This is a genomic window from Leifsonia sp. 10L418 (genome assembly GCF_056395445.1).
In genome coordinates this window covers 454,546-471,838 of record NZ_JBFTJN010000003.1, presented here as the reverse complement: position 1 = coordinate 471,838, position 17,293 = coordinate 454,546, and the positions used below count along the sequence as shown (strand labels likewise).

Annotated in this window: 20 protein-coding genes; 14 read left to right on the top strand and 6 right to left on the bottom strand. The window is 64.5% G+C overall.

Going from position 1 to position 17,293, the window contains the following annotated elements; translation table 11 throughout:
* The first annotated feature begins 14 nt into the window (after nt 1–14).
* From AC1DCF_RS10180 to AC1DCF_RS10165, 4 genes are all read left to right on the top strand, one after another.
* Nucleotides 15–605 carry a helix-turn-helix domain-containing protein gene (locus AC1DCF_RS10180; RefSeq protein WP_477210893.1) on the top strand — a complete coding sequence of 197 codons (591 nt, stop codon included), beginning with the start codon at nt 15–17 and terminating at the stop codon, nt 603–605.
* A 172-nt stretch (nt 606–777) separates the two neighbouring features.
* Nucleotides 778–1,182 (top strand): DUF7144 family membrane protein, encoded by a 405-nt coding sequence (locus AC1DCF_RS10175; protein WP_477210892.1) that lies wholly within the window; start codon nt 778–780, stop codon nt 1,180–1,182.
* A gap of 25 nt (nt 1,183–1,207) precedes the next feature.
* Nucleotides 1,208–2,821 (top strand): MFS transporter, encoded by a 1,614-nt coding sequence (locus AC1DCF_RS10170; RefSeq protein WP_477210891.1) that lies wholly within the window; start codon nt 1,208–1,210, stop codon nt 2,819–2,821.
* A gap of 24 nt (nt 2,822–2,845) precedes the next feature.
* Nucleotides 2,846–3,982, top strand: coding sequence for a DUF998 domain-containing protein (locus AC1DCF_RS10165; protein WP_477210890.1), 1,137 nt, complete (start codon nt 2,846–2,848; stop codon nt 3,980–3,982).
* Nucleotides 3,983–3,988: 6 nt separating this feature from the next.
* Here AC1DCF_RS10165 and AC1DCF_RS10160 read toward each other — a convergent pair whose 3' ends face one another.
* Nucleotides 3,989–4,405 carry a nuclear transport factor 2 family protein gene (locus AC1DCF_RS10160; protein ID WP_477210889.1) on the bottom strand — a complete coding sequence of 139 codons (417 nt, stop codon included), beginning with the start codon at nt 4,403–4,405 and terminating at the stop codon, nt 3,989–3,991.
* Between the two features lie 120 nt (nt 4,406–4,525).
* On the opposite strand from AC1DCF_RS10160, the gene AC1DCF_RS10155 reads away from it, so the two are divergent.
* The gene (locus AC1DCF_RS10155; RefSeq protein ID WP_477210926.1) at nt 4,526–4,852 is read left to right on the top strand and encodes an ArsR/SmtB family transcription factor; all 327 of its coding nucleotides are present in this window, start codon (nt 4,526–4,528) and stop codon (nt 4,850–4,852) included.
* Nucleotides 4,845–5,288: an SRPBCC family protein gene (locus AC1DCF_RS10150; protein ID WP_477210888.1), complete on the top strand. Its 444-nt coding sequence runs from the start codon at nt 4,845–4,847 to the stop codon at nt 5,286–5,288. Before AC1DCF_RS10155 ends, AC1DCF_RS10150 begins: the two co-directional genes overlap by 8 nt.
* A 2-nt stretch (nt 5,289–5,290) precedes the next feature.
* Here the strand turns inward: AC1DCF_RS10150 and AC1DCF_RS10145 are convergent, their stop codons facing one another.
* On the bottom strand, nt 5,291–5,842 hold the full coding sequence (locus AC1DCF_RS10145; protein WP_441789126.1) for a hypothetical protein: 552 nt from the start codon (nt 5,840–5,842) through the stop codon (nt 5,291–5,293).
* 308 nt (nt 5,843–6,150) lie between these two features.
* Between AC1DCF_RS10145 and AC1DCF_RS10140 the strand changes: the two genes are divergently transcribed.
* From AC1DCF_RS10140 to AC1DCF_RS10130, 3 genes are read left to right on the top strand one after another with little or no spacing between them, the layout of a single operon-like run.
* Nucleotides 6,151–6,807 (top strand): DsbA family protein, encoded by a 657-nt coding sequence (locus AC1DCF_RS10140; protein ID WP_477210887.1) that lies wholly within the window; start codon nt 6,151–6,153, stop codon nt 6,805–6,807.
* Complete coding sequence (locus tag AC1DCF_RS10135; protein ID WP_477210886.1) at nt 6,807–7,679, top strand: cytochrome c biogenesis CcdA family protein; 873 nt, start codon at nt 6,807–6,809, stop codon at nt 7,677–7,679. Before AC1DCF_RS10140 ends, AC1DCF_RS10135 begins: the two co-directional genes overlap by 1 nt.
* A gap of 4 nt (nt 7,680–7,683) precedes the next feature.
* The gene (locus AC1DCF_RS10130; RefSeq protein WP_477210885.1) at nt 7,684–8,406 is read left to right on the top strand and encodes an NUDIX hydrolase; all 723 of its coding nucleotides are present in this window, start codon (nt 7,684–7,686) and stop codon (nt 8,404–8,406) included.
* 57 nt (nt 8,407–8,463) lie between these two features.
* Here AC1DCF_RS10130 and AC1DCF_RS10125 read toward each other — a convergent pair whose 3' ends face one another.
* Nucleotides 8,464–9,225, bottom strand: a complete 762-nt coding sequence (locus AC1DCF_RS10125) for a sulfite exporter TauE/SafE family protein (RefSeq protein ID WP_477210884.1) — start codon at nt 9,223–9,225, stop codon at nt 8,464–8,466.
* 186 nt (nt 9,226–9,411) lie between these two features.
* On the opposite strand from AC1DCF_RS10125, the gene AC1DCF_RS10120 reads away from it, so the two are divergent.
* Nucleotides 9,412–9,981 (top strand): HhH-GPD-type base excision DNA repair protein, encoded by a 570-nt coding sequence (locus AC1DCF_RS10120; protein WP_477210883.1) that lies wholly within the window; start codon nt 9,412–9,414, stop codon nt 9,979–9,981.
* Between the two features lie 6 nt (nt 9,982–9,987).
* On the opposite strand, the gene AC1DCF_RS10115 is transcribed toward AC1DCF_RS10120, so the two are convergent.
* A complete protein-coding gene (locus AC1DCF_RS10115) occupies nt 9,988–10,449 on the bottom strand; it encodes a nitroreductase family deazaflavin-dependent oxidoreductase (protein WP_477210882.1) in 462 nt (153 codons plus the stop codon).
* A 122-nt stretch (nt 10,450–10,571) separates the two neighbouring features.
* A complete protein-coding gene (locus AC1DCF_RS10110) occupies nt 10,572–12,416 on the bottom strand; it encodes a DEAD/DEAH box helicase (protein ID WP_477210881.1) in 1,845 nt (614 codons plus the stop codon).
* 186 nt (nt 12,417–12,602) lie between these two features.
* Between AC1DCF_RS10110 and AC1DCF_RS10105 the strand changes: the two genes are divergently transcribed.
* The 4 genes from AC1DCF_RS10105 (at nt 12,603) to AC1DCF_RS10090 (ending at nt 16,566) form a co-directional block, all read left to right on the top strand.
* Nucleotides 12,603–13,256: an IMPACT family protein gene (locus tag AC1DCF_RS10105; protein ID WP_477210880.1), complete on the top strand. Its 654-nt coding sequence runs from the start codon at nt 12,603–12,605 to the stop codon at nt 13,254–13,256.
* A gap of 170 nt (nt 13,257–13,426) precedes the next feature.
* Nucleotides 13,427–15,769: an arylsulfatase gene (locus tag AC1DCF_RS10100; RefSeq protein ID WP_477210925.1), complete on the top strand. Its 2,343-nt coding sequence runs from the start codon at nt 13,427–13,429 to the stop codon at nt 15,767–15,769.
* Nucleotides 15,770–15,818: 49 nt separating this feature from the next.
* On the top strand, nt 15,819–16,232 hold the full coding sequence (locus AC1DCF_RS10095) for a DUF6325 family protein (RefSeq protein WP_441789114.1): 414 nt from the start codon (nt 15,819–15,821) through the stop codon (nt 16,230–16,232).
* A 28-nt stretch (nt 16,233–16,260) separates the two neighbouring features.
* On the top strand, nt 16,261–16,566 hold the full coding sequence (locus AC1DCF_RS10090; RefSeq protein WP_477210879.1) for an SHOCT domain-containing protein: 306 nt from the start codon (nt 16,261–16,263) through the stop codon (nt 16,564–16,566).
* 61 nt (nt 16,567–16,627) lie between these two features.
* On the opposite strand, the gene AC1DCF_RS10085 is transcribed toward AC1DCF_RS10090, so the two are convergent.
* Nucleotides 16,628–17,239 (bottom strand): TetR/AcrR family transcriptional regulator, encoded by a 612-nt coding sequence (locus AC1DCF_RS10085; RefSeq protein WP_477210878.1) that lies wholly within the window; start codon nt 17,237–17,239, stop codon nt 16,628–16,630.
* Nucleotides 17,240–17,293: the final 54 nt, after the last annotated feature.

The following is a 17,293-nucleotide window of genomic DNA, read 5'->3' as shown; positions in this document are numbered from 1 at the left end:
ATACACTCTTGCGTATGCCGCAAGACATTGAATTGGAATCCGTGGTGCGGAAACGCATCCGTGGACTGCGCCTGGCACGGGGGTGGTCACTCGACACTCTCGCCGCACGGTGCTTTCTCAGCCCGTCGACGCTGAGCCGCATCGAAACGGGCCACCGCAGAATCGCTCTCGACCAGCTGGTGCTCATCGCCCGGGCGCTCGATACGACGCTCGATCAACTGGTCGAGCCCATCGATGACGACGACGTGATCATCAGACCAGAACCACAACACGCTCCCGGGCTGACGACATGGTTGCTGTCGCGCGAGCCGTCGTCGCGCGGAATGACGGTCGCGAAGATGCGCATCACGCCCGAACGGCCGGCCGGAACAGAGCATGTGCAAGTGCACCCGGGCCGCGAATGGTTCACGGTGCTCTCCGGAACCGTCAGCTTGCAGCTGGGTGACCGGGTCGTCTTGGTGGGCGAGGGCGACGCCGCCGAGTTCTCGACGATGGTGCCTCACGTCATCGGTGCACACGACGGCCCGGTAGAGATTCTCACGATCTTCGACCACGACGGTGAACGCGCCCACATGCACACGACAGCTGTCGGTCTCGAGCACTAGCCAGTACTCGCCAGCACGAGCCATGGCGCCCGGGCCGACCCGTCAGGCAAAAATATTGACCGGCGACGACGAGCGCGAGCATAATGACCCTCAGTAATAGCTCCACCAGTGCAACGAGGCCGAGAGGTCGACAGCAGAGCATTTCGCTCTTCAACGAATAGGTGGTCGAAAAATGAGTACTGTCAAAGAAACCGGATGGGTCGGCTGGGCTCGGTTCGCGGGCGTCATCATTCTCGTCAGTGGAATCTTCAGCGGAATCCAGGGCCTCGTCGCCCTGATCGGACCTAACACGTACTACGTCGCCACCGAGGGCTCGCTCTACCTCTTTGACGTCGCCGGCTGGGGATGGTGGAACCTCATCATCGGCATCCTGCTCATTCTCACGGCATTGGCGCTGTTCACCGGGGCGACCTGGGCGCGGGTGGTTGCCATCATCCTCGCGGTCCTGAGCGCTGTCGTCCAAATGATGCTCATTCCGGCCCAGCCGTGGTGGGCCATCATCGTCATCGGAATGGACGTGTTGATCATCTACGCACTCACCGCACACGGCCGCGAGCTTCGCTCAGACGAGGGGTAGTCCGGGGCGAAGGGGGGCACAGGTCATGAAAAAGTGGTCTGTCGTCATCATCTTGGCCTGTGCTCAGTTCGTGATGGTGCTCGACGGCACCGTGATGAACGTTTCGATCTCCACCGTGGTCGCCGATCTGGACACCACCGTCGCAGCGATGCAGGCGGCGATCACGTTTTACACACTCACCATGGCGTCGATGATGCTGCTCGGCGCGAAGCTCGGCGACGTGTGGGGGCGTCGTCGGGCCTTCGTGATCGGCTCCTGCATCTATGCGCTGGGATCGCTGATCACCGCTTTCAGCCCGAACGTGCAACTGCTGTTCCTCGGTTGGTCGATTATCGAGGGGCTGGGAGCGGTCCTGGTCATCCCCGCCATCGCCGCTCTGGTCGCCGACAATTATCAAGGGCGCGCCCGCATCACGGCTTTCGCGACAATCGGAGCAGTCTCCGGTGCCGCGGTCGCCGCCGGCCCGCTGATCGGCGGCTTCGTCACCACCTACTTCAGTTGGCGCTATGTCTTCGTCGCCGAGGTCGTGATCATGGCCGTGGTGGTGCTCTTCGCCCGCGTGATCAACGACCCCACCCCGCGACAGTCCGTGCGCATCGATGTGTTGAGCGTCCTGCTCTCGGCAGCGGGACTGGTGCTCATCGTGTTCGGGATGCTGCAGAGCAAGACCTGGGGATGGGTCATCCCGCTGCAGTCGCCCGAGGTCGCGGGAGCACCGATCGCGCCGCTGGGCATCTCCCTCACCGCCTGGCTGATTGTTCTCGGCGCTGTGCTGGTCTACCTCTTCGTCCGACGGCAGCAGCGCCTCGTCGCCATCGGCCGCCCGCCACTGTTGCACGTCGAAAAGTTCTCAATCCGGCAATTGCGCAGTGGCCTGAGCGTGCTCGGGGCCCAGTACGCGGTCACCGCCGGGCTCTTCTTCATGGTGCCCGTCTATCTGCAGATGACCCTGGGGCTGGACGCCCTGCAGACCGGCATCAAGATCTTCCCGCTCTCCATTTCACTCATCCTCTTCTCGATCGTGGGAACAGGCCTGTCGCGGGTTTGGGGTCCGCGCCGCATCGTGAGGACCGGTCAGCTCATTCTTGTGGGCAGCGCGTTCCTGCTGCTCTGGTCGGTGACTCCCGATCTGCGGAGTGGACTCTTCGCCACGGGAATGTTCCTGGCCGGAACCGCGCTCGGGCTCCTGGCCTCCCAGCTCGGCAACGTGAACATGTCGAGCGTGTCGGAGAAAGAATCGAGCGAGGTCGGTGGATTGCAGGGAGTGTTCCAGAACTTGGGATCCTCGCTCGGAACCGCCTTGATCGGGTCCATCCTGATCGGCGCCCTCTCGACGTCGTTCGCGACTGGAGTTGCCAACAGCGACGTTTCACCCGAAGCGCGATCAATTGTGAACGAGGCGACAGCAGGCGGCGTGGAGATCGTGCCCGCCGCAACCGTCGACGAGCTTGCGCGGGAGGCGGGACTCTCCGCCGAGGAATCCGCAACGCTTGCCGTCATCTACCAGGAGTCCCAGCTCGGATCCCTGCGTGTGGGGTTCTTCGGGCTCATCGTGATCGCAGTGGGATCTCTGGTGTTCTCCCGCGGCATCCCGACTGAAATTGCCGGCAAGAAGCAAAATGCGGATGCGAATAAGTAGGCGCCGCAGGAAAGCGAGGGTCAGATGAGCCAATCAACACCGATCCGACGGTTGCTCCGTCGGCCCGTTGCGAGCTCGGAGTCGCTCGAGTCGTCGGCGCTTGTCGTCGGCGCCATCGTCTTCGTCGTTTCGGGCATCGTGGCCGCGCTGTGGTTCTGGGGGAGCGGTGACCTGCCGATCTCCGGCCCGGGTTCGATCGGGCAGTTCGTGGCGCTGGGCTCGGCAATTGCCGCGATTGTGGTGTTCGCACTGGCGCGAATAATCATGAATTCGCGTGGGAACGACGGTCGCGGAGTCTGGAACCGGCTTGATATGCCGGGTGTGCGCCTGCACTGGTTCGACGTCGCCGCACTGGCACTCGCCCACGCGATCATCGCACTGCTCGGCTGGCTGGGCATCGCGAACCTGCTTGAGAAGAGTTTCACCGGTGCCGTCGTGTATTCGCTCGCGGCGGCGGTGCTGGCCGGAGCGGCCATTGCCGTCACGGCATACATCGTCGTGCTCTCGGCGGTGCGCCTCACCCCGATGCTCTTCTCTCTGATCCTCGCCGCATTCCTCGTCGTCGGTACCTTCGCAAGCATGTTGAGCGCCACCGACCCGTACTGGTGGCAGAAGAATCTGAGCACCCTGGGAATCTCCGACGATGTCTCGTCGCTCACCTTCAACGTCACCCTGATCATCGCCGGCGTCATCGTGACGACCATCGCCCACTACGCGACGGCCGCGATCCCCGTTGCGAACGAACGAGAATTGCGCGGACGGAATCTCGTGCGGCTCGCGTTGGTCGTGATGGGCATCCTTCTGGCCTGTGTCGGCCTCTTCCCGGTCGACAAGTTCCTCACGGCCCACAATGTCTCGGCAAGCGGGATGGCGATCATTTTCGTGACAATGGTGCTCAGCCTCCGCCGCTGGATTCCCGCAATGCCGCGCGTCTTTGTGCTGCTCGGCTACATTTTCGTCGGAGTGATCGTGGTGCTTGCGGTGTTTTTCATCACCGGTTACTACAACCTGACCGCGGTCGAGCTTGTCGCGTTCTTGCTCGTCTTCGGATGGATCATCCTGTTTCTACGCAATAGCGGTGCGATGTCGAGCCGGCTGAGCGAGGTTGTCACGACTGAGACGGAGACTCCGCCGAGCGAGCCCGCGGCGAATCGACCGTGAGTGCGGTCAACGCCGGAGCGCGGCGCGCTCGGCGAGTGCCTGATTCACCGGTGCGAATGCGACGCGATCCAGAACGAGTTCAATCTCGCGAATCCGCCCGTCGGTGACAGACAGTAGCTCGATGCAGCGTACGGCGCCGGCCTCGGTGTCCGTGACGAAGTCGTAGACGACACAGGCGCGGTCGCCGGCACTGAAGACCTCGCGGATGTCATTGCGCACGAGCGCGGGAAGCAGCCGGCCGAGCGCTCCGATCCACGCGGATTTGTCGAGGGTTGCACCGGCAAAACGGGCGGCCAACGCCTCGTCGAGAAGCTGATCGAGCGGGGCGAGGTCGTGTGCGCTCACCGCTTCGATGTAGCGGCGGGCGACGGATGCCGCGACAGGGCTGGTGTCGGGTGTGCTGATGCCTGATGTACTGGTCATGATGCGTTCTCCCTGGAATCTCCCTGGAATCTTGCCGCCAACCTAGACCACAAATGACCACTTGTACAAGGGGTTATTGGTGGTATAACGGAAGCAACCTAGATTGCGGAGGTGACAGCGATGTCGGCATCGATGCTCGACCAGGCATTGCGGGCGCTCGCCGATGCAAACCGGCGCGCGATCCTCACGGAGATTCAGTCGAGTCCGCGGTCAGTCGGTGAAATCGCCGGGGGCGTCGGCCTCTCGCAGCAAACGACATCCCACCATCTCGGCGTGCTCCGAAGCGCCGGGTTGGTCGTCGAAACTCGGGCGGGAACCCGGCATTTGTTCCTGGTGAATGATGACGGGTTCGGGGCAGTGCGGTCGTATCTCGACGGCTTCTGGCCAGGCAAGCTTGCAGCGCTTCAAACGGCCGTCGAAGCAGGACGGGATCGAGCCAATGGCTGAACATGCATCGTCGATTGAGATCCCTGCCAGTCCGGAGGTGGTGTTCGAGTATCTCGTGACGGCGGAAGGACTCACCCTGTGGATGGGGGAGCACGCGGTACTCGACGCGCGTGCCGGAGGCGTCTTCGAGGTCGACGTCGCCGGCTCCCCGATTCGTGGCACCTTTCTGGAGGTCGATCGGCCGCACCGAGTCGTCGTGTCCTGGGGCGTCGCCGGAAGCGAGGATCTGCCTCCCGGCGCATCCCAGGTGAGTTTCACCCTCATACCCACCGACTCAGGTACCCGGGTCGACCTCCTGCACAGTGGCTTGCCCGACCTCCGGGTCGCCGGCCACATTGAGGGGTGGGCGCACTTTCTCCCGCGATTGTCGATCGTCTGCCGGGGCGAAGTCGCACCCCCCGACACGTGGATTCCACTGCCGCTTCGAAGCCAGTGAAGTCAGCGGCCGGTGGTCGCATCCACGCATCCGGGTGGGTTTGAATTTCCGCTGAGCGCAAAATCCTGGCAGGTCAGAAAACGAGCTTGCTGGGTTCCCAGCACGAAACTGGCCACGACCATCAGTGCGATCACGGCCAGACCGAGGGCGACAATTCGGCGGGGGATGCCGTCGCCGAAATCGGGCCAGAAGATGCGGGCCAGAACCCAGCTGGTGAACGGGACTCCGGCGATCGCGATGACGAAGGCGAGCGCGTCGATACCGACGAGGATCGGACCGCCACCGGGGCGCCCGGCGAAGGAGAGCGCGAGCCAGACGCTCGGAATGGCCAGCGCGATCAGGCGACGGATACGGTGGGGTGACGGTCGGGGCTGGAACGCGACGACCACAAATGTCGCGGTTGCCGCCACCCAGACGGTGAGCACCTGGTCGAAGAAGAGTTGCCCCCACGCGCCGAGCGTGAACGCGGGCCACCAGACAGTGAGGCTCACGCCCACGACGGCCAATCCGACAAGCGGGTGCCTGACCCGCCTCGGGGTGCTCCCGTCGCTCACTGTGGCATCCATATTCGGAAGATTAGCCGGAGTCGAACCTGATTCCGCGAGTTCGGGACAACCAGCGCGACAGGAGTGATCAGGCCGACGAGAGTCGGAGGCATCCACTCGTGTAGCGTCGTACAGGGGGGTCGTTCACTACGCCTCATCACCCGAATCTCGATACCGGAGGCGTCACAGCTTTGGCAACACAACCCGCAGGAACATCCGCAGCGAGAATGAGCGGAGGCGCCCGGCGGAGGCTCCGCCGCCCAGCCGCATGGATCATCGGTGGCGTTGTCGTCCTCGCGGTGGGAATTGTCGGCGCTGTGGCACAGAATCAGCCCGAAGCGGGCACCGTGGTGTCGCCTTCCGCGAGCGCATCCGCGGCGGAGCCAGAACCCGGGGCCGGCGAGTCTGCGGCACCGCAACTCTCCCAGCTCGCCCGCCGTGACCCGGCCGACACCGCGGCGAAGGGTGCGGTCGACGCGCCTCTCGTCATCATTGAGTATGCCGACTTCCGATGCGCCTACTGTGCGGTCTTCACCAACGAGGTGCTGCCGACGGTGCTGACCGACTATGTCGAGTCGGGGCTCGTGCGCATTGAGTGGCGCGACGCGCCGGTGCTCGGCGCAACTTCGCCGGATGCCGCGATCGCCGCTCATGCCGCGGGTGCGCAGGGGTTGTTCTGGGAGTACAACGCCGCCCTCTTCGCGACCTCGCCAACCAGCAAGACGAACTGGGACAGTGAGGCCCTGCTCGCGATCGCCTCCTCGATCCCCGAACTCGATGTCAAGGCCTTCACGGATGCCCTCGACGACCCGGCCCACGCACAGAGGGTCGCGCGCGAGGCGCAGGAGTCGACGAGGATCGGGGTGGCCAGCACTCCCACATTTGTCGTCGGAAATACCGCCGTGCGCGGAGCGCAGCCGCTTGGGGTGTTCCGCGAGGTCATCGCGCAGGAGCTGGCTGCTGTGGGCCACTGATGGATATCGGTTACCTCGGGGCGCTTCTCGGTGGGGTCTTGAGCCTACTCAGCCCCTGTTCAGTGATGCTGCTCCCAGCCTTCTTCGCCTATGCCTTCACCAACCCGGCGACGCTGGTGGGCCGCACCGGCGTTTTCTACCTCGGCCTCGTAACAACCCTGGTCCCTCTCGGCATCCTTGCCGGCACGATCGGGGCCTTCCTGCTGCGCTATCAAAGCGAATTGATATCCGTTGCTGCGGTGTTGGTGATTGTGCTTGGTCTTGTTCAGATGCTCGGCATCTCGCTACCGGCAGTGGGTCGCCGCGACCCGGCCGACACGGGGAGCACCGTCACTGTCTACGTGCTTGGTGCCGCCTACGGCGTCGCCGGCGTGTGTACGGGTCCCATCCTCGGCTCCGTACTGACGATGGCAGCGGTCGGGGCGAACCCGACCTATGGCGGCATCCTGCTTGCGATCTACGCGCTCGGGATGACCGTGCCGCTGCTCGTTCTTGCCCTCGTCTGGAAGAGAATCCAGCGGAATCGCCGAGCGTGGGTTCGGCCCCGAATGTTGCGCATCGGTCGCTGGACGAACAGCTGGCACGCCATCGTCTCGGGGCTGCTCTCGCTGACCCTCGGTGTGTTCCTTCTCCTCGTGGGCGCTGAAGGGTTCGGCGGCATCGTGTCGACCAGCGCCGTCTTCGCCCTCGAGTCCTGGGTCGTGGATCTGGGCGGAAGCATCCCGAACGTCGTAGTCATGATCGGCGCACTCGTTGTCGCTGGTGCCGTCGTTGCAACCATCGCCTTGCGTCGGCGTGCACGCGCGTCTGAATTACCAGGCAGTGAAGAAGACCGGGAACGCGACGATTCTCCGGCATCCTTCGTAGGCTGAGCAGATGCACTCGCTGACCGATGGACCTCGCGCCGAGCTTCAGGCGCTCTGCGAACGCGGAATCGATTGGAACGCCGACGTGTCTCGCGTCCTGCCCGACGTCGCCCACGCGCGCCGCGCCGCGGTCCTGATCCTGTTCGGGGTGCTCGATTCGGTGCCAGCGGCTACTCCGCACCCTGCGGATGTGGCGACAAAACCTGCCGAGGAATCGGCGGTGTCCCCGGTGCCACGCGACCTCGACGTGCTGCTGCTCCGCCGCGCGGCGACACTCGGCAGCCACCCGGGACAGATCGCCTTCCCGGGCGGCCGCCTCGAGGAAACGGATGTCGATCCCACGGCCGCCGCGCTCCGGGAAGCGGTCGAGGAGACAGGGCTCGACCCCGACGGTCTTGAAATGCTCGGCACGCTGGCCGAGCTTCCGCTGGCCGTGAGCAATCACCTCGTCACACCGGTGCTGGCGTGGTGGACGCATCCGTCGGAGGTCGCGGCCGTCGACCATGAGGAGACTGTCGAGGTGTTCCGCATTCCGGTCGCCGACCTGCTCGACCCGGCCAACCGTGCGCACACTGAGCACGCCGTCGGCATCCGCACCCTCCGCATGCCGGCGTTCACGGTCGACGGCCGACTCATCTGGGGATTTACCGCTCTGGTGCTGTCTCGGCTGTTTGACGAGCTGGGTTGGGCGACGCCGTGGGACTCCGGCCGAGTCGTGCAGTTCCAACTCTGAGCGCGAGCACCGACCGGCAGCGCGTCGCCCGTGGTCATGCCGCTGGTTCGGTCGCCTCTACCCGGTCACGACGAAGTAGCTGAGCGCCGCGACACCGACGATAACGATGAACACCCGGTAGACACTCTGCGGCAGTTTCTGGCCATACCGTCCACCGAGCGTGCCGCCGAGAAACGCGCCGACGGCGATGACCAGCGCGGCCCACCACGCCACCTCGCTGAAGGCGACGAAGACGAGTGCTGCCGAGAAGTTGGCGGCGCCGGCCATCACGTTCTTGTAGGCATTCGCCCGTTGGAGTCCGCCCTTAATGAGCAGCGGAAGAAAGCCCAACAACAGCACGCCCTGGGCGGCGCCGAAGTATCCGCCGTAGACGCCGGTCAGTGCCGCCGCGGTGAACAGCGGCGCCTTTTTCTCCGGTTGATTGGGTCGGTTGGCGTGCGCGGCCGACCAGCTTTTGACGATGGGGCCGAAGACCACGAGGAGGAGGGCGATCACGATGAGCGCCGGAACGATCATCCGAAACGCCTCGGCGGGCAGCTGCAGCAACAGCAGAGCTCCCGCGACACCGCCCGCAGCCGAGAACGTGGCAATCACGCTGAGATGTTTCCACTGCCCGGCCAGGAGGCGGCGGTAGGTGATGGTGCTGGCGACGGAGCCGGGAACCATGCCGACGTTGTTCGTGACATTGGCGAGCACCGGCGGGTAGCCGAGCGCCAACAACGCCGGAAAGGTGATCAGGGAGCCGGAGCCGACAACCGCGTTGATCGTGCCGGCCAGAGTGCCGGCGACGAAAAGCACGACGACTTCGAAAATGCTCACAGAACGACTCCAGTCACGACAATTACGCCCTTCGATTGTGCGCTGTCCGAAACGGTTCGTCGATCAGGGCCGATCCGATCGTATCGGCCCTGCGGGTCGGCCGCCGCCAGGGTCCGCGCCGGGCCTCCGGCCGCTGAAATCGCTTGCGCACACACCGGCAGCGGAGGTGAGTGGCAGGATTGCAGCATGGACCTCCACATCACCGGCGACACCGACGCCGACACCCTGTTGACCGAGAACCCCCTCGCCCTGCTCGTCGGCATGCTCCTCGACCAGCAGGTGACCATGGAGTCCGCCTTCGCGGGCCCGGCGAAGATTCGTGACCGCATCGGATCGGTCGATGCCGCGACGATTGCCGGCTACGAACCGGATGCCTTCATCGAGGTGTTCAAGCAGAGCCCGGCGGTCCACCGGTTCCCGGGTTCCATGGCCGCACGCACCCAGGCGCTGTGCGCCGCCGTACGCGACGAGTGGGACAACAATGCCTCACTCATCTGGACCAAGGGGGAACCGAACGGTGCCGAGATTCTGCGCCGGTTGAAGTCGTTGCCGGGATTCGGCGAGCAGAAGGCGCGCATTTTTCTGGCCCTGCTCGGCAAGCAGCGGGGTGTCGACGCGGCGGGCTGGCGTGAGGCGGCCGGGCACTACGGCGACACTGATGCGTACATGTCGGTCGCCGACATCGTCGACCCGGAATCGCTGGCGCGCGTGCGGGAGAACAAGAAAGCCGCGAAGGCCGCGGCGAAGAAGGCCTGATCTGGGCTAGATGGCCGGCGGCTCGTCGGCTGGCGGCTCGTCGGCCGTCGCCTCGTCACCCCAGCGCAATTCGCAGATGACCACGGGGATGTCCCGCTCGGTCTTCTGCTGATAGCCCGCATAGCTCGGTCCGGCCTCGACAATCCGCGGCCACATCTCGGCCTTCTCGGCCGGTGTCGCGGTGCGCGCCCGCATCGCCAAGGTATGACCTCTGACGCTCAGCTCGACGTCAGGATTCGCCACCAGGTTGAGATACCACTCGGGATGCCGGTCGTCGCCACCCATCGAGGCCACCAGCACGTAGCGGCCGACATCGTGAATCGGCGCAGTCAGCATGGTTGAGCGACGCTTTCCGCTGGTGCGTCCGGTGGTGTGCAGCTCGACGGCGGGCATCGATCCGATCGTCGCACCGAGGCGACCGCCGGTGGCGCCCAACACAAGGTGGTGCACCAGGTTGAGTGTTCTCATCTGGGCATGCTTGAGGCGGCGGCCGATGCTCACCTCTTCATCGTAGGACGGAACGACAAAACGGCGGCCGATGCTCCGAAGAGACATCGACCGCCGTTCACGCTCGGTCAGAAGCGAGGTGCTTAGTTGCGGCCCTCGTACTCGCGACGCGGCGCGCGCGGCGGACCTTCACGACGTGCTGAACCGCTGTCGGGGCGCAGCTCGATCAGCTTGCCACTGATGCGAGTGTTCTCCAGCTTGGCGAGCACATCTTTCGACATGTCGGCTGGCAGTTCGACGATCGAGAAGTCAGGCTGAATCTTGATCGCACCGAAGTCGTTGCGGCTTAGGCCACCCTCGTTGGCGATGGCTCCGACGATCTGACGCGGCTCCACCTTGTGACGCTTGCCCACCTCGATGCGGTAGGTCGCCATCGAGCCGCTCGAGGTGCGCTCGCGACGTTCGGGGCGTTCGCGGGCACCGCGGTCGTCACGGTTGTAGCGGTCGCCACGGTCTCCGCGGTCGTCACGGCTGCCGCGGTCATCGCGGCTGTAACGGTCGCCGCGATCTCCACGGTCACCACGGTCATCGCGGTTCTCGCGCTCGAAACGCTGCGCGCGGGCATCCTCGGGCGAAAGCAGCAGCGGGGTATCACCCTGCGCGACAATCGCGAGTGCGGCAGCGACATCGGCCTCTGGCACGTCGTGGTGTTCGACGTAGTGGCCGACGATGTCGCGGAACTGGGCGATCTGGTCGGGGCTGCTGAGCGCCGCGGTGATCGCGTCGTCGAAGCGCGCCAGGCGCGTGACGTTGACGTCTTCGACGCTCGGCAGCTGCATCTGCGTGATCGACTGGCGCGTGGCCCGCTCGATCGCGGTGAGCATGCGGCGCTCGCGCGGGGTGACGAAGCTGATCGCGTCGCCGGTACGGCCTGCACGGCCGGTGCGGCCGATGCGGTGCACGTACGACTCGGTGTCGATGGGCAGGTCGTAGTTGACGACGTGGCTGATGCGCTCCACGTCGAGACCGCGGGCGGCGACATCCGTAGCGACCAGAATGTCGAGCTTGCCTGACTTGAGCTGGTTGACCGTGCGCTCACGCTGAACCTGAGCAACGTCACCGTTGATCGCGGCGGCGGAGTAACCACGCGCACGCAGCTTCTCGGCGAGGGTCTCTGTCTCGTTCTTGGTGCGCGTGAAGACGATCATGCCCTCGAAGTTCTCGACCTCGAGGATGCGGGTCAGCGCGTCGACCTTCTGCGGGTACGACACCATCAGGTAGCGCTGCGTGATGGTCGACGAGGTCGTGGTCTTGTTCTTGACCGTGATCTCTTCGGGATCGTTCAGGTACTGCTTGGAGATACGGCGGATCTGCGCCGGCATGGTGGCCGAGAACAGTGCGACCTGCTTGTCGGACGGGGTGTCGGCAAGGATCGTCTCGACGTCCTCGGCGAAGCCCATCTTGAGCATCTCGTCGGCCTCGTCAAGCACGAGGTACTTGAGCTGGGAGAGATCGAGGGTGCCCTTGGCGAGGTGGTCCATGATGCGGCCGGGCGTGCCGACGACAACGTGCACTCCACGGCGCAGCGCGGACAGCTGAACGCCGTAGCCCTGGCCGCCGTAGATGGGAAGCACGTGAACACCCTTGAGGTGCGAGGCATACTTCTCGAACGCTTCGCAGACCTGCAAGGCAAGCTCACGGGTCGGTGCGAGGACGAGGGCCTGTGGGGCTTTCTGCGACAGGTCGAGGCGGGAGAGGATCGGCAGCGCGAATGCTGCCGTCTTGCCGGTGCCGGTCTGGGCGAGTCCGACGACATCGCGGCCGTCAAGAAGTGGGGGAATAGTGGCGGCCTGGATGGCCGAGGGGGTCTCGTAGCCGACGTCTTTAAGCGCCTTCAATACTGCGTCGGAGAGCCCGAGTTCGGAGAAGGGCTTCGCTACGGGGGCAGTTTCTGCCTCGCCCTGCGGGGATGTTTCGGGTGACGTCATCCTCTAAAGGTAGTCGCTGAAAGTGTGTATATACCGCGTGCGGGGCGACAAAACAACGTTTTCAGTGAAATTCGTGCCGAAATTGCCTCGATTTGAAACCTTTTCGATCGAAAAATCGCGCATTTCGATAGCAGTGCGACCCCACGTCGACGCCCTTACGAAGTCCGGATGCGCGAGACTGGGGTCATGCCAGATCTCACAGTGCGCGGCGGCGTCGGGAGCCGCGTCGACACCGAGATCGAAGTCAAACGTTCCCGTTTTCTCTGCCGCCTGGTCAGGGTCGAGTCCGAGGAAGCGGCGCGGGCCGTCATCGAGGAGGCGCGCAAGGAACACTGGAACGCCCGTCACCACTGCTCGGCATTCGTGCTCGGCTCAGCACGCGACCCGGCCCAGGTGCGACGCTCGAACGACGACGGTGAACCTTCGGGCACGGCCGGCCGGCCGATGCTCGAGGCGCTCGCGGGGCGCGGATTCATCGACTGCGTCGCGGTGGTCAGCCGCTACTTCGGCGGCACTCTGCTCGGTGCTGGTGGCCTGGTGCGCGCGTATTCAGAGGCCGTGCTGACGACGATCGACGAGGCGCACGCCCAGGGTCGAGTCGTCGCGCGTGAACGCCGCGAGCTCTTCACACTGGCGCTCTCGCACACGGATGCGGGCCGGATCGAGGCCGAGCTGCGCCAGCGCGGCGTACTTGTTCTGGGCACCGATTATGGGCGCGACGCGGTACTGCGGATTGCCGACGACGATGCCACGCGACTGGCGGCCATCGTCGCCGGAGTGACGGCCGGGGGTTCGGCGCTCGAGGCGGCGGGCCATGAATGGGTCGACGCCCCGTTGTGACCGCTGTGCGGGGGACATCCTCCTGCGCCTCGGGCCAATTCACCCGATGGGGGTTAGAAATCTCGACCCGCCATGGGGGAATATGTCGAGTGACGCGTCTGGCGAGCATCAAGGAACGCGTCGGCTGGCCGCTTCCGGCGGCACAAAAGGGAGGAACCCCTGTGGCGACGATGTCCCGCTCCAATCTGCCGATACCGCATCGCGCCCATGTCGGGCTGATCACTTACGACGCGAAGGATCCGGACACCAAGTTCGATCCCATCGCGGCGGTTCAGGCTCCGGAGGGGGCCCCCAACGTTGTCGTGATCTTGATCGACGACTGCGGCTTTGGCGCAGCATCCGTCTTCGGCGGCCCCTGTCAGACCCCGAACGCCGAACGGCTGGCCGAGCGCGGGCTTCGTTACAACCGGTTCCACACCACGGCACTCTGCTCGCCGACACGTCAAGCACTTCTGACCGGGCGCAACCACCACGCAGTCGGGATGGGCGGCATCACCGAGATCGCCACCTCGGCTCCCGGCTACAACTCGGTGCGTCCCGACACCGCAGCACCTCTGGCCCAGACTCTCAATCTGAACGGCTACGCAACCGCGCAGTTCGGCAAATGCCACGAGGTTCCGGTCTGGGAAACGAGCCCGGCCGGGCCGTTCCAGCAGTGGCCCACCGGAAGCGGCTTCGACTACTTCTACGGGTTCATCGGCGGTGAGACCAACCAGTGGTATCCGGCGCTCTATGAGGGAACTTCCCCGATCGAGCCGTCGAAGACTCCGGAGGAGGGCTATCACCTCACCGACGATCTGACCGACCACGCGGTGCACTGGATGCACCAGCACAAGTCGCTGATGCCGGACAAGCCGTTCTTCATATATTACGCACCCGGCGCCACACATGCCCCGCACCACGTTGCTCCCGAGTGGAGTGACAAATACAAGGGGCAGTTCGACCAGGGCTGGGATGTCCTGCGCGAGGAGACCCTGGCCCGACAGATTGCGGCAGGAGTGGTGCCGGAGGGAACGGACCTAACCGCTCGGCCCGATGAGATCGCGGCCTGGGATTCGCTGTCAGACGGAATGAAGCAGGTGTTGGCGCGGCAGATGGAGGTCTACGCCGGGTTCCTGGAGCACACCGACGCCCAGATCGGACGCGTGATCGACTCTCTCGAAGACCTGGGAATCCTCGACGAGACGCTGATCTACTACATCATCGGCGACAACGGAGCGAGTGCCGAAGGAACACCGAACGGCACGTTCAACGAGATCATCTCGCTCAATGGGCTCGCGGCCATGGAGACCGAGGAGTTCATGGCGGCACGCATCGACGCGTTCGGCACTCCCGCCTCCTACAACCACTATGCGGTGGGCTGGGCGCTCGCCATGAACACGCCTTATCAGTGGACCAAGCAGGTGGCCTCGCACTTCGGGGGCACCCGTAACGGCACGATCGTTCACTGGCCGAAGGGAATCGACGCCCAGGGGGAGGTACGCAGCCAGTTCCACCACGTCATCGACGTCGGTTCGACCATCCTCGATGTCGCGGGCATTCCTGAGCCGACCTTCGTCAACGGCATCCAGCAGATGCCGTACCACGGGGTGTCGATGGCCTCGTCGTTCGACGACGCCGAGGCGCCGGAAACCCGTGAAACCCAGTACTTCGAGATGGCCTGCAACCGGGCGATTTATCACAAGGGCTGGACGGCGGTCACCCGGCACAGCACCCCGTGGCTGTTCGGTGCGGTGCTCCCGGCGCTCGACGACGATGTCTGGGAACTATACGACACCACGGTCGACTGGTCGCAGTCTCATGACCTGGCCGCCGAGCATCCGCAGAAGCTGGAGGAGCTGAAGCGACTGTGGCTGATCGAGGCCGTGAAATACAACGTGCTGCCGCTGGACGACCGACGCATCGAACGCTTCAACTCGGACATCGCCGGTCGCCCGCAGCTGGTGAAGGGGTCGACCCAACTTCTCTACGGCGGCATGTCGAGGCTCAGTGAGAACTCGGTGTTGAACCTCAAGAACAAGTCCCATTCGGTCACGGCCGAGATCGAGGTGCCGGCCGGGGGAGCGAACGGTGTCATCATCGCGCAGGGCGGCGCGTTCGCCGGCTGGAGTCTCTACCTGAATGCCGGCACGCCCAAGTACTGCATGAACCTGGCGGGCCTGCAGCGGTTCTACGTCGAGGGCAATACGGAGGTGCCGGAGGGAACTCACCAGGTGCGCATGGAGTTCGCGTATGACGGTGGCGGCCTCGCCAAAGGCGGAACGGCGACGCTCTTCATCGACGGAGAAAGTGTGGGGAGTGGCCGGATCGGCGCGACGATTCCGATGATCTACTCCGGCGACGAAACTCTCGACGTCGGCCTCGACACCGGAACCTCGGTCAGTGAAGACACCGAGGCCGAAGTTCACTTCACCGGCGTCGTGAACTGGGTCGAGCTACAGACCGGAACCGACAGCCAAGACCATCTGATCAGCGCAGAAGAGCGGATGCGGGTGGCAACCGCCATCCAGTAGCAACCGGTATCGACATCGGTATCGATCAAGGAGAGAGAGAACAAACGACATGACCATTGGACCTGTTGAATACATCGTCGTCGGCTTTCCCGGCAACGAGTTCCACGGTGCGATCGCTCCCGAGCTGATTGCGCTCGTCGAATCCGGAAAGATCCGCATTCTTGACCTCATCTTCATCGGGAAGGACGCGAACGGCGACACCGTCTCGTTCGAGGTCGAGGACATGCCGGGATTCGCCGACGTCGACGCCGACGTGGGTGGACTGATCAGCCCGGAGGACATCGAACACGCGGCAGAGCGACTGGAAGCCAACTCGTCGGCAGCCTTGCTCATCTGGGAAGACGTGTGGGCCGCACCGTTCGCCGAATCGCTGCGCAACTCGGGCGGAATCCTGCTCGAGGGGGCACGCATCCCGCACGAAATCATCAGCGCAGCACTTGACGGCCTGCCGTCGGCAGAGTAGCCAGAGAACATAGAAAGAGGAGTCAGACATGTTGAGAAGACGCCCGCTCGCCCGCATGGCGGTACGCACGACCGTGGTCGCCGGCACCGCCGCTGCCGTGGGAGCGCATGCAGCGAACAAAGCCAATACCGCTAATGCCGAAGCGAGTGAAGCCGGGTACCAGCAAGGCGTGGCGGATGCGCAGGCCGCACAGCCTCCCGCACCCCCCGCTGCACCTCCTGCAGCTGCCCCGGCAGATCCCATCGCCCAGCTCACGCAGCTCGCGGCGCTCCGCGACTCCGGAGTGCTCAGCGACGCGGAGTTCGAAGCTCAGAAGGCACGAATCCTCGCCTGAGCCACTCGAAACTGCTCGCAATCGCGCCGCCGATCCGGCGCACCGAAGGCATCCACTGCTCCTAGTGGATGCCTTCGAGCCGTCTGCGCAGGGCGTCGATGAGGAGTGCAAGGGCGAGTTCAAACGCGTGGTCGGATCTGTCGTCTCCGTGTTCGGCGGTGGCGAGTAGTCGGCCGAATCTACTCGAGGTATCGCTCGTCTGCCAGATAGCGCTCGGCGAAGCCTGATCGATTCCGAATCCGATGGCCAGAGCGTCGAGCATTTCGATGATGGGAAGCACATCGGACTCGGGGAAGCCGGCGTCGGTGAGTAGATCGGCGAGCCGCGCGTAGAAGGCAACGACATCGGGAGAGGTGATGGTGAGTTCGACGAGGAGCAGGATCGCGTGGGGGTGAGAGGCGTACATACGACGCTGAGCCCACAGCGTTGCTTGGAGGGCTTCGTCCCAGGGAAGGGTGGGATCGGGGTGCATCCCCACGTCTGGAATCATCCTGGCGCGCACGAGTTCAACGATCTCGTCGCGCCCGCTGACGTGGCTGTACAGCGATGACGGGGTGACGCCGAGCCGACGGGCCAGAGCATTCACTCCAAATGGTTGTCCGGAGTCAATCAAGGCGAGGGCCTCTTCGGCGATGAGATCGAGCGAGAGCTTCGGCGAGAGAGGGCGAGCCACGTGCACTCCAAGGTCGGCGTTGCAGGAAGGGAGAGCGTCACGCTCAGTTCACCC

Bases quoted from the DNA above. Each gene is read 5' to 3' on its own strand.
- AC1DCF_RS10180 (WP_477210893.1), top strand. From the start codon at position 15: ATGCCGCAAGACATTGAATTGGAATCCGTGGTGCGGAAACGCATCCGT.
- AC1DCF_RS10175 (WP_477210892.1), top strand. From the start codon at position 778: ATGAGTACTGTCAAAGAAACCGGATGGGTCGGCTGGGCTCGGTTCGCG.
- AC1DCF_RS10135 (WP_477210886.1), top strand. From the start codon at position 6,807: ATGGATATCGGTTACCTCGGGGCGCTTCTCGGTGGGGTCTTGAGCCTA.
- AC1DCF_RS10110 (WP_477210881.1), bottom strand. From the start codon at position 12,416: ATGACGTCACCCGAAACATCCCCGCAGGGCGAGGCAGAAACTGCCCCC.
- AC1DCF_RS10090 (WP_477210879.1), top strand. From the start codon at position 16,261: ATGTTGAGAAGACGCCCGCTCGCCCGCATGGCGGTACGCACGACCGTG.
- AC1DCF_RS10155 (WP_477210926.1), top strand. From the start codon at position 4,526: ATGTCGGCATCGATGCTCGACCAGGCATTGCGGGCGCTCGCCGATGCA.
- AC1DCF_RS10165 (WP_477210890.1), top strand. From the start codon at position 2,846: ATGAGCCAATCAACACCGATCCGACGGTTGCTCCGTCGGCCCGTTGCG.
- AC1DCF_RS10120 (WP_477210883.1), top strand. From the start codon at position 9,412: ATGGACCTCCACATCACCGGCGACACCGACGCCGACACCCTGTTGACC.
- AC1DCF_RS10105 (WP_477210880.1), top strand. From the start codon at position 12,603: ATGCCAGATCTCACAGTGCGCGGCGGCGTCGGGAGCCGCGTCGACACC.
- AC1DCF_RS10160 (WP_477210889.1), bottom strand. From the start codon at position 4,405: ATGACCAGTACATCAGGCATCAGCACACCCGACACCAGCCCTGTCGCG.
- AC1DCF_RS10095 (WP_441789114.1), top strand. From the start codon at position 15,819: ATGACCATTGGACCTGTTGAATACATCGTCGTCGGCTTTCCCGGCAAC.
- AC1DCF_RS10115 (WP_477210882.1), bottom strand. From the start codon at position 10,449: ATGAGAACACTCAACCTGGTGCACCACCTTGTGTTGGGCGCCACCGGC.
- AC1DCF_RS10130 (WP_477210885.1), top strand. From the start codon at position 7,684: ATGCACTCGCTGACCGATGGACCTCGCGCCGAGCTTCAGGCGCTCTGC.
- AC1DCF_RS10150 (WP_477210888.1), top strand. From the start codon at position 4,845: ATGGCTGAACATGCATCGTCGATTGAGATCCCTGCCAGTCCGGAGGTG.
- AC1DCF_RS10170 (WP_477210891.1), top strand. From the start codon at position 1,208: ATGAAAAAGTGGTCTGTCGTCATCATCTTGGCCTGTGCTCAGTTCGTG.
- AC1DCF_RS10100 (WP_477210925.1), top strand. From the start codon at position 13,427: ATGTCCCGCTCCAATCTGCCGATACCGCATCGCGCCCATGTCGGGCTG.